This is a genomic window from Paracoccus sp. (in: a-proteobacteria) (assembly GCF_047973135.1).
GTDB lineage: Bacteria > Pseudomonadota > Alphaproteobacteria > Rhodobacterales > Rhodobacteraceae > Paracoccus.
Genome location: NZ_JBKEBL010000040.1, coordinates 1 through 10136, shown reverse-complemented (window position 1 = coordinate 10136; position 10136 = coordinate 1). Strand labels below are relative to the sequence as shown.

Annotated in this window: 9 protein-coding genes and 1 pseudogene; 5 read left to right on the top strand and 5 right to left on the bottom strand. The window is 63.1% G+C overall.

Annotated features, from left to right (window positions below):
* From ACK5L9_RS03990 to ACK5L9_RS03970, 5 genes are all read right to left on the bottom strand, one after another.
* Positions 1 to 1421, bottom strand: a 1421-nt coding sequence (locus ACK5L9_RS03990; protein ID WP_416910156.1) for an AMP-binding protein, incomplete at its 3' end; no start/stop codon positions are given.
* 23 nt (positions 1422 to 1444) lie between these two features.
* Positions 1445 to 2221: a cyclase family protein gene (locus tag ACK5L9_RS03985; RefSeq protein WP_416910155.1), complete on the bottom strand. Its 777-nt coding sequence runs from the start codon at positions 2219 to 2221 to the stop codon at positions 1445 to 1447.
* Positions 2221 to 3471 (bottom strand): SDR family NAD(P)-dependent oxidoreductase, encoded by a 1251-nt coding sequence (locus tag ACK5L9_RS03980; protein ID WP_416910154.1) that lies wholly within the window; start codon positions 3469 to 3471, stop codon positions 2221 to 2223. Before ACK5L9_RS03980 ends, ACK5L9_RS03985 begins: the two co-directional genes overlap by 1 nt.
* Positions 3468 to 4640, bottom strand: coding sequence for a thiolase family protein (locus ACK5L9_RS03975; RefSeq protein WP_416910153.1), 1173 nt, complete (start codon positions 4638 to 4640; stop codon positions 3468 to 3470). Before ACK5L9_RS03975 ends, ACK5L9_RS03980 begins: the two co-directional genes overlap by 4 nt.
* A gap of 141 nt (positions 4641 to 4781) precedes the next feature.
* Positions 4782 to 5246: a MarR family winged helix-turn-helix transcriptional regulator gene (locus ACK5L9_RS03970; RefSeq protein ID WP_416910152.1), complete on the bottom strand. Its 465-nt coding sequence runs from the start codon at positions 5244 to 5246 to the stop codon at positions 4782 to 4784.
* A gap of 235 nt (positions 5247 to 5481) precedes the next feature.
* Between ACK5L9_RS03970 and ACK5L9_RS03965 the strand changes: the two genes are divergently transcribed.
* The 5 genes and pseudogenes from ACK5L9_RS03965 to ACK5L9_RS03945 all read left to right on the top strand — a co-directional run.
* Complete coding sequence (locus tag ACK5L9_RS03965; RefSeq protein WP_416910151.1) at positions 5482 to 7083, top strand: ABC transporter substrate-binding protein; 1602 nt, start codon at positions 5482 to 5484, stop codon at positions 7081 to 7083.
* A gap of 75 nt (positions 7084 to 7158) precedes the next feature.
* Positions 7159 to 8166 (top strand): ABC transporter permease subunit, encoded by a 1008-nt coding sequence (locus tag ACK5L9_RS03960; protein ID WP_416910150.1) that lies wholly within the window; start codon positions 7159 to 7161, stop codon positions 8164 to 8166.
* Positions 8163 to 9065: pseudogene (locus ACK5L9_RS03955) on the top strand (ABC transporter permease subunit). Before ACK5L9_RS03960 ends, ACK5L9_RS03955 begins: the two are co-directional and overlap by 4 nt.
* 3 nt (positions 9066 to 9068) lie before the next feature.
* A complete protein-coding gene (locus tag ACK5L9_RS03950; RefSeq protein WP_416910149.1) occupies positions 9069 to 9908 on the top strand; it encodes an ABC transporter ATP-binding protein in 840 nt (279 codons plus the stop codon).
* A partial coding sequence (locus ACK5L9_RS03945; protein WP_416910148.1) for an ATP-binding cassette domain-containing protein occupies positions 9905 to 10136 on the top strand: 232 nt, incomplete at its 3' end. The genes ACK5L9_RS03950 and ACK5L9_RS03945, both read left to right, overlap by 4 nt.

Here is a 10136-nt window from a genome sequence, read left to right as displayed (position 1 = left end):
TCTGGGGGCAGGTCGCTGCCGGGGCGCGGGACGATGGCGGCCATGACCTCGTCCTCGGCCAGATCCGAGGCGACCGGAAAGACCGCAACCTCGGCCACGGCGGGATGGGCACTGAGAACCTGCTCGACCTCGTAAGAAGAAATATTCTCGCCGCGACGGCGAATCGAATCCTTCATGCGATCAATAAAGCGGAAATAGCCGTCCTTGTCGCGCAGCAGCCGGTCCCCGGTGTGCAGCCACAGGTTGCGCCAGGATTCGACCGTCTTGTCGGGCATCCCGAAATACCCAAGCGCCAAGGCAAAAGGTTCATCCGCGCGCAGCAGCAATTCGCCCGCCTCGCCATCGGGCAGGGGATTGTCGTCCTGATCCACGATCAGCGCGTGAAACCCTTTCAGCAGCTTTCCGGTCCAGCCCGGCCGGATCGTATCCCCGGTTGTTGCGATCACCGTATTGCTTTCGGTCGCGCCATAGGCATCCAGCAGCACGATCCCGGTGCGGCGGGTAAATTCCTGCGCCGCCGGGGCGGGCACGCCGGGCGCAAGGGCGACGCGGACGCGGTGGTGGCGTTCAGCCCCGGTTTCAGGTCGCGACAGCAGCATCGGCACCATTGCGCCCAGAACATAGGTGACGGTCGCGCCCGAACCTGCCATCGCCGTCCAGAAGCCCGAGACGGAAAAGCGCGGCTCGACCACCTGCTGGCAGTCGTTCAGCAGCGCCTGGAAAAAGCAGTTCAGCGCATTGGTGTGAAACAGCGGCAAGGGCGTGTGCAGCACATCGCCCGGATGCAGGTCCAGCATGTGACCGGTATAGGCACCCCACCAGAAAAATTGCGCATGGGGGCAGACCACGCCTTTTGACAGGCCAGTCGTCCCCGAGGTGTAAAGGATCGTCAAGGGATCGCCGGGGCTGATTTTGGCGGGCGGAGCCTCGGATTGCGGGGCGGGCAGGTGGTGGCAGGCGATGCCCGGCAGATCGGGCAACGGTCCGTCGCCGATCACCCACAGGCACCGCAGATCCAGCTTGTCCAGTTCCAGCCCGTCCAGCACCTCAAGCAGAGCGTCCTCGATCACCAGCAGCTTCGCGCCGGAATTTGACAGGATATGCTGTAATTGCAGCCCGCGCGAGGCAGTGTTGATCGGGACCGAGACCGCGCCCATCCAGCCGCAGCCCAGAAAGACCGGCATGAACTCGGCCCGGTTGGCGCAGATGATCGCGACGCGGTCGCCCTGCGCAATCCCCGCCTGCGACAGGGCAAAGGCGTGGCGCGCCGCCGCCTGCCGGGTCTGGCGGCGGGTCAGGCGCAGGTCGCCGCAGGTAAACAGCGCTGCGTCAGGGTCGCCGTCCTCGCGGCGTTGCAGCAGCACCGGCAGAACCCGTTCGGCGGGGGAAAACTCGGCCTTGAGCCTGTCGATGCAATTCATGCGGAATTACCCCTCGCAAGATGTCACTGATGTTCGACCAGCGCCAGAACGCGCAGCGGGCTGCCGGTGCCGCCCCTGATCTTCAGCGGCGCGGCCATCAGAAACGCCCCCGTCGCGGGCAGAAGGTCCAGATTGCACAGGCATTGCAGCCCGTATTTCCCGGCCCCGTGCAGGGTGAAATGGGCCGGATAGGGCGGTGTGTAATGCGCCCCCTGCCCGGCATCCGTGCCAACCGTTTCCGTGCCAAAGCCGCGAATGTCGCGCCCCTCGACCAGCAGCCGCATCGCCTCGGGCGTGGGACCGGGGGAATGGGGGCCGTCCTCGCGCATGTTCAGATAACCGGCACCGCGTCGTTTCGACCAGTCGGTGCGCATCAGAACCCATGCATCGGCGGGGATGTGGCCGTGCCTTTCCTCCCATGCCAGAATGACCTCGGGGGTCAGTTCGAAATCCTCGTCCCGCGCCGCCCCTTCCGAACAGTCGATCACCGCAACAGGCCCTACGAATTTCGCCGGGTCGATCTCATCCACCGCGCCCTTCGGCACATCGCGCCCCGAGATCCAGTGGCTTGGCGCGTCGAAATGGGTGCCGGTATGTTCGCCCATCGAGATGTTGTGCCATTTCCACGCGGGCCCGCGATGATCATAGGCGCTGATTTCCTCGATGCGGAAACGGGCGCATTGGCCAAATTCGGGTGGCAGGACGATGACCGGAAAATCGGGATCCAGCGTATGCGTCAGATCGACGACCGTTACTGCGCCCGAGGCGATCTTGCCGCCCAGTTCGTCAAGGATGCTCATCAGCCGCGCCCCATGGTCATTTCGCGTTCCAGCAGTTTCGGTCCGGCGCGGAACCGTTCGATCACGTCCTGCGCCACGTCGCCGCAATACACATCCTCCAGCCCGTCGCGCAGGCCCCGGACCAGATCGCGGGCAACCGCGCCGGGCGACAGTTTGGGCGGCGGGAAGGCCTGGTGCCAGTCATCCTCGGTCGGGCCGACGAACAGATTCATCACCCGCAGCCCGCTGCTGCGAAATTCGGCGCGCAGGCTTTGGCTGAGCGACAGGGTGGCGGCGCTGGAGGCCGAAAAGCAGCCCAGTTCCGGCAGGTTCGACAGCGCATAGACCGAAATCAGGTTCACCCATGCCACCGCCGATGAAACCCCGTCCGCCGTTCGCGCGCACATGCCCGGCCCGAAAGCCTGCGCCAGACGCATCAGGCCCAGATAGTTCACCTCGATCTCGTCACGGGCAAAAACCGTGTCGCCCCGCGACAGCACGCCACCCGGACGCAGGAAACGCGCGTTGTTGACCATGATATCAACCTTGCCACCGATTTCGGCGGCCAGTTCGCGCAGGCTGGCGGTATCGGTCACGTCCAGCGGCAGGATTTCCACCCCCGGCACGGCCATCAGCGCCGCACGCTGCGGATTGGGACGCCAGCTTTCCGCCTCGCCCAGAAAGATCAGGCTCGCGCCCGCCTTGTGCAGCGCGGCGGCGATGGCGGGGGCGTTGTCGCTGCGGGCGTCGGTGATCAGCACGCGACGATGTTTCGGATCCGAGGTCATCGCACGCAATTGCGGATCGTCCTCCATGTTCGGGGTGGGTTGTTCGGGCATGGCGATCAGCACACCCTGCCCCGAGCGATCCAGCCGGTTCAACAGCCGCACGCGCGAATGCGGCGCGACATCGCCGTGGACATGGCAGATGACAACCGGCCCGGCATCCAGTTTGACCGATCCGGCCCGCCATGGCGTGCGTTCGCGGAAATACAGGTTGGGCGAGCTGCGTACCATGGTTTCGGCCAGCAATTCCCCGCGAGGTGATACGTCCTGCCAGCGCAGATCGACCGACAGGCAGTTGCAGCAGGCATCGCGGGCCGGGTACTGCGCGGTCCCGCATTCCTGACAGACCTGCAACATGAACCGCCCCTCGGCTGCGGCAGCGCTAAGCCCCATCGAGGCGCGGCTGCGCGCCTCGGGCGGCAGGGTCGGCATGGGGGTCAGTTGCTGCGGGTTCTTCTTCGGGGGTCGCGCAAGCGGATCGGTCATGAACCCTGCCCTTTCAGGATTGCCGCGCCCGTACACAGGCCGCGGTCGTAATTGATCATGCCAAAGCCCGACACCATAGCGGTCCGCGCGCCCTGCACCTGCGTGCCCCCGGCGGTGCCCGTCACCTGCCGGATCGCCTCGACCAGCCCGATAAAGCCGCCCGCTGCACCTGCCTGCCCGCCCGAAAGCTGCCCGCCCGAGGTATTATGCGGGAAGTCGCCGCTTACGGTCAGGTCGTGGTCACGCACGAATTGCGGGCCTTCGCCCTTGGCACAAAAGCCCAGATCCTCGATCTGCATCATCGAGATGACCGGATAATCGTCGTAGGTCTGCAACAGATCTATGTCGCCCGGCCCACAACCGGCCTGCGCATAAAGATCGTCGATATCCATCGTCCAGCCGCCGCGCAACTGCACCGGATCGCCGCCATGGGCGTTATGGCGTTCGATCGTGCCGGCAAGGGTGGCGTAGGGCAGGCCACGCCGCTCTGCCTGTTCGACGGACATGACCAGAAACGCCTCGGACCCGGCGCAGGGCATCACGCAATCGAACAGCGCAATGGGGTCGGCGATGGGCCGCGCGTCCAGATATTGCTGCATGGTCAGCGGCTTTTTCATCACCGCGCGCGGACTTTTCAGCGCATTCTCGCGCTGCGACACACAGATGCGGCCGAAATCCTCGCGCGTGGCACCGTATTCGCACATGTAACGGTCCGTCAGCAGCGCGAAATTCGCGTTCGGGCCGCCATAGCCATAGGGATAAGCCGCATCCATCTGGAAACGCGAAAAGCCGGACAGAAGTTGGCGGAAGCTGTCGATATTGTTTGTGTCGCCCGCCACACAGGCAACAATATCCGCATCCCCTGCCTGAACCGCCCGCGCCGCCCGGCGTAGCGCGACGATTCCCGCAGCACCGCCCATCGGAATGTGATCCAGCCAGCGCGGCACCAGCCCAAGATGCTGGGTCAGCCCGACCGCCGTATCGGGGAACAGCGTGAAACTGGCCATTGACAGCCCGTCCAGATCAGCGGGCCGCAGTCCCGCCGCCTGCAACGAGGCGCGCAACGCACGGGCGATCCACCAATGAGCCGTTTCAATGGAATATCGCTGATACGGAACCGAGGCCGGCGCGACCAGCGCCACCCCCTCATAAGATTGCCGCAGGGTCATATGGCCCCGCTACCCAAGGATTGCGCCGTCATTTTTTTGTGCTCCCGCCCCGCAAAAGCCGCGGCAATCGCGGCATCCCCCATTTAGATGAATATGCATATAAATCCGGGCCGGGCAAGCCTTTTGCCGCCTTGCCTGTCATCATCGTTCCAGATTGGCCAGAACCTTGGCAAGGCCGGATTGCAGGATCGTGCGTTCTTCGGGCGACAGGCCCTCGGTCATCCTTGCATTGGCCCGCAGGATTTCGGGATGGATGCGGTCGAACAGCGCATGTCCCGGCCCGGTCAGCGTCACCAGACGCACGCGGCTGTCAGTATCGTCCGCATGACGCCGCACGATGCGCTGGTTTTCCATTCGGTCCAGCGCCCGGCTCATGGTGGGTTGTTCGGCGATGGCATATCGGCACAGATCGCCGACGCTAAGCTGGCCATGGGCCTTCAGCGACAGGACCACCCGCATCTGCAGGATGGAAACCCCGACCGAACGCAGCCGTTCCTGCGCCATGTGATTATACCGATGAACGATGTGGTTCATCGAAAACGACAGCATGGCCTCTATATTGATGTCTCGTTCGGCTTCACCTGCTAAAAGGGTGTCTGATGTCACGGGGCAACCCACCATTTGTCAACCTCTCTTTCCTATCGCCTTTCCGCAAAAATTGCCAGCAGCGAGAGTTGTTTGACCCGGCGTAATCCCTTGCGCAATATCGGGGAAAGCGGTCTCGTCAGAATCGCAATCGGTGAACGGCATCAGTGGCCTTGGTATATAGCTGAACCACGACCCTGGAATTGTCCATGATTCCGGGAAAACAATGACACAACAGAGAGTGAGAGGACGATCCATGACATATCTTTCGCGCAGCCTGCTGGCCGTCTCGGCATTGGCGCTGATGGCCGTCGGGGCCGAAGCCAAGACCTTTGTCTATTGCTCGGAAGCCTCGCCCGAGGGGTTCGACCCCGCGCCCTATACGGCGGGCGGCACATTCGACGCCTCGGCCCATCCGGTCTATAACCGCCTGACCGAATTCAAGAAGGGCACAACCGAGATCGAGCCCGGCCTTGCTGAAAGCTGGGAGGTGTCCGAGGATGGCACCGAATATACCTTTCACCTGCGTCAGGGCGTGAAATGGCATTCGAACGACAAGTTCACGCCGAGCCGTGATTTCAACGCCGATGACGTGGTGTTTTCGTATCAGCGTCAGGGTGACGCCAGCAATCCGTGGCATCAGTACATTCCCGGCATCACCTATGAATACTACACCTCGATGGACATGCCGAACCTGATCAAATCGGTCGAAAAGATCGACGATTACACGGTCAAGTTCGTTCTGAACCAGCCCGAGGCCCCGTTCCTGGCAAATATCGCCATGCCCTTCGCCTCGATCCTGTCAAAGGAATATGCTGATGCGCTGGAAGCCGCAGGCACGCGCGAGGATCTGAACAACCTGCCCATCGGAACCGGTCCGTTCAAATTCGTCGCCTATCAGAAAGATGCGGTGATCCGCTATCAGAAGAACGCCGATTACTGGGGGCCTGCCCCGATGATCGACGATCTGGTCTTTGCCATCACCCCCGACGCGGCAGTGCGCCTGCAAAAGCTGAAGGCCGGCGAATGCCACCTGATGCCCTATCCCGCCCCGGCGGATCTTGAGGCGATCAAGGCCGATCCTGACCTGAAACTGGATGAACTGCCCGGCCTGAATGTCGGCTATCTGGCCTATAACACCACCATGGCGCCCTTTGACAACCCGTCGGTGCGCAAGGCGCTGAACATGGCGATCAACAAGCAGGCGATCATCGACGCGGTGTTCCAGGGCGCGGCGCAGCCGGCCAAGAACCCGATCCCGCCGACCATGTGGTCCTATAACGACGCGATCGAGGACGATCCCTATGATCCCGAGGCCGCAAAGAAGATGCTGGAAGAGGCGGGCGTCAGCAACCTGTCGATGAAGATCTGGGCGATGCCGGTACAGCGGCCCTATATGCCGAACGCCCGCCGCACCGCCGAACTGATGCAGGCCGATCTGGCCAAGGTCGGCGTGACGGCCGAGATCGTGTCCTATGAATGGGGCGAATATCTGTCCAAGTCGATGGAAGCAGGCCGCGACGGTGCGGTGATCCTTGGCTGGACCGGCGATAACGGCGATCCCGACAACTTCCTGTCGGTGCTGCTGTCGTGCGATTCGGCGCAGCCGGGCGGCGCGAACCGCTCCTTCTGGTGCAACGAGGATTTTTCGAAGCTGCTGAAGGACGCGAAACTTACAGCCGATCCTGCCGAGCGGACCAGCCTGTACGAACAGGCGCAGGTGATCTTCAAGGAACAGGCCCCTTGGTTCACCATCGCCCATTCGACGCAATATGTGCCGATGTCGAACAAGGTCTCGGGCTTTGTCATGAGCCCGCTTGGCAATTTCACCTTTGAAACGGTCGATATCGCCGAATAGGCGGCGGCTTCCTGAACCCACAACCCGCGTGCGGGGGGCAGCCCCCCCCCGCGCGTTCTTCGGGGCAACAGGCACATGATCCGCTTTATCCTGTCGAAACTGCTGTATCTGATCCCGACCTTTCTGGGGATCACCATCGTCGCCTTCGGTTTTGTCCGCATCCTGCCCGGCGATCCCGTGCTGCTGATGGCGGGCGAACGCGGCGTGACGCCCGAACGCCACGCGGCGCTGACCGCGCAGCTTGGCTATGACAAGCCCCTCGTGATGCAGTATCTGGATTTTCTGGGCCGGTTACTGCATGGCGATCTGGGCAATTCGCTTGTGACCAAGAAACCCGTCCTGACCGAGTTTTTGTCGCTGTTTCCCGCCACGGTGGAACTGGGCCTCTGCGCCATACTGATCGCCACGCTGATCGGCGTGCCGGTGGGCGTTCTGGCCGCCATCAAGCGCGGAAGCTGGTTTGACCAGTTGTCGATGACCACCGCGCTGGTCGGCTTTTCGATGCCGATCTTCTGGTGGGGCCTGCTGCTGATCATCTTCTTTTCCGGCTATCTGGGCTGGACCCCGGTTTCGGGGCGCATCAGCCTGTTGTATTACTTTCCCGATGTGACAGGCTTCATGCTGATCGACAGCCTGCTGTCAGGGCAGAAAGGGGCCTTCGGTTCCGCCGTCAGCCACCTGATCCTGCCCTCGGTCGTGCTGTCCACGATCCCGCTGGCGGTAATCGCGCGGCAGACCCGTTCCGCCATGCTGGAGGTCATGGGCGAGGATTACGTCCGCACTGCCCGCGCCAAGGGCATGCCGCCGCGCCGGGTCATCGGCATCCATGCGCTGCGTAACGCGATGATCCCCGTGATCACGACCATCGGCCTGCAAATTGGCGTGCTGATGGCCGGGGCGATCCTGACCGAGACGATCTTTTCCTGGCCCGGCATCGGAAAGTGGATGATCGATTCGATCTCGCGTCGCGATTATCCGGTGGTACAATCGGGGCTGCTGATGATCGCGGGCATCGTGATGCTGGTCAATCTGCTGGTCGATCTGACCTATGGGCTTATCAATCCAAGGATCCGCGCGACATGAGCGATACCTCTGTCAAACTGTCTGACGCCGCGATCCGCCGCCGCATGCTGGCCGAGTTCTGGTTCTATTTCAGCCAGAACCGCGGCGCGGTGATCGGCCTTGCGGTCTTTATGCTGCTGGTCCTGACAGCGATCTTTGCGCCGCTGCTGGCCCCGCACCACCCGGCACAGCAATATCGCGATGCCCTGCTGTTGCCGCCCATCTGGCAGGACGGAGGCCGCGAAGGGTTTTTGCTGGGGACCGATGCGGTCGGGCGCGACATGCTGTCCCGGCTGATCTTTGGTGCGCGCTATTCGCTGTTCATCGGCATTGTCGTCGTTTCGATCGCGCTTAGCGGCGGGGTGGTGATCGGCCTTCTGGCCGGGTTCTTTCGGGGTTGGGTCGATGCGGTGATCATGCGCATGATGGATGTCATTCTGGCCTTTCCCTCGCTGCTGCTGGCGCTGGTTCTGGTCGCCGTGCTGGGGCCGGGGCTGACCAATGCGATGATCGCCATCGCCATAGTCTCTCAGCCGCAGTTCGCCCGCCTGACCCGCGCCGCCGTCATGGGCTAGATGCGGCGCGAATATGTCACCGCCGCCCGCGTCTCGGGCGCGCGCAATCTGCGGCTGATGTTTCGCACCATCCTGCCCAACTGCCTTGCGCCGCTGATCGTGCAGGCGACCCTGTCCTTTTCCTCGGCGGTGCTGGATTCGGCGGCGCTGGGGTTTCTGGGCATGGGCGCGCAGCCGCCCGCGCCCGAATGGGGCACGATGCTGGCCGAAGCGCGCGAATTCATCCTGCGCGCCTGGTGGGTCGTGACCTTCCCCGGCCTCGCCATCCTGATGTCGGTTCTGGCGATCAACCTGATGGGCGACGGCCTGCGCGACGCGCTGGACCCCAAGCTGAAGCGGAGCTAGGCCATGGCGTTACTGAACATCCGCAACCTGACCGTGACCTTCGCCACCGCCACCGGCAGCTTTACCGCCGTGGACGGGATCGACCTGTCCGTGGACCGGGGCGAGGTTCTGGCCATCGTCGGGGAATCGGGGTCCGGCAAGTCGGTCGCGATGCTGGCGGTGATGGGGCTTTTGCCCGATACCGCCACGATCACCGCCGACGAAATGACCTATGACGGGCGCGACCTGCGGCGGCTTGGCACCTCTGACCGGCGCAAGCTGATCGGCCGCGAGATCACGATGATCTTTCAGGAACCCGTCGCCTCGCTGAACCCGTCCTTCACCGTTGGTTTCCAGATTGAAGAGGTGCTGCGCCTGAACCTTGGCATGACGCGCCGTCAGGCCCGCGCCCGCGCGGTGGAACTGTTTCAGGCAGTCGGCATCCCGGACCCCGAGGACAAGCTGAAGGCCTATCCTCATCAGATGTCGGGCGGCCAGTGTCAGCGCGTGATGATTGCCATCGCCATCGCCGCCAATCCGCGCCTGCTGATCGCGGATGAACCCACCACCGCGCTGGATGTCACCATCCAGAAGCAGATTTTGGATCTGCTGATGAAATTGCAGGAAGATTATGGCATGGCGCTGATCCTGATCACGCATGACATGGGCGTGGTTGCCGAAACCGCCGACCGGGTGATCGTGCAATACAAGGGCCGCAAGATGGAAGAGGCCGATGTTCTCAGCCTGTTCGAGGCCCCGCAGCACCCCTATACCCGCGCGCTGCTGTCGGCCCTGCCCGAACACGCGACCGGCGACCGCCTGCCCACCGTGTCAGAGTTCTTTGAACAGGAGGCCGCGCGATGACAGCGCCGGTGGTCGAGGGCCGCGCCCTGATCCAGGATTATCACATCCCCGGCGGCATGGTCGCCCCAGCCCGCACCGTTCGCGCGCTGAAGGGCATCGATTTACGCGTGGACAAGGGCAAGACGCTGGCCATCGTCGGAGAATCCGGCTCTGGCAAATCCACCCTGGCGCGGATCATCTCCTTGATCGACGCGCCTTCGGGCGGACAGTTGCTGATCGAGGGCGCTA

Coding starts and splice junctions, on each gene's coding strand:
- ACK5L9_RS03985 (WP_416910155.1), bottom strand. CDS start 2,221: ATGAGCATCCTTGACGAACTGGGCGGCAAGATCGCCTCGGGCGCAGTA.
- ACK5L9_RS03980 (WP_416910154.1), bottom strand. CDS start 3,471: ATGACCGATCCGCTTGCGCGACCCCCGAAGAAGAACCCGCAGCAACTG.
- ACK5L9_RS03975 (WP_416910153.1), bottom strand. CDS start 4,640: ATGACCCTGCGGCAATCTTATGAGGGGGTGGCGCTGGTCGCGCCGGCC.
- ACK5L9_RS03965 (WP_416910151.1), top strand. CDS start 5,482: ATGACATATCTTTCGCGCAGCCTGCTGGCCGTCTCGGCATTGGCGCTG.
- ACK5L9_RS03960 (WP_416910150.1), top strand. CDS start 7,159: ATGATCCGCTTTATCCTGTCGAAACTGCTGTATCTGATCCCGACCTTT.
- ACK5L9_RS03950 (WP_416910149.1), top strand. CDS start 9,069: ATGGCGTTACTGAACATCCGCAACCTGACCGTGACCTTCGCCACCGCC.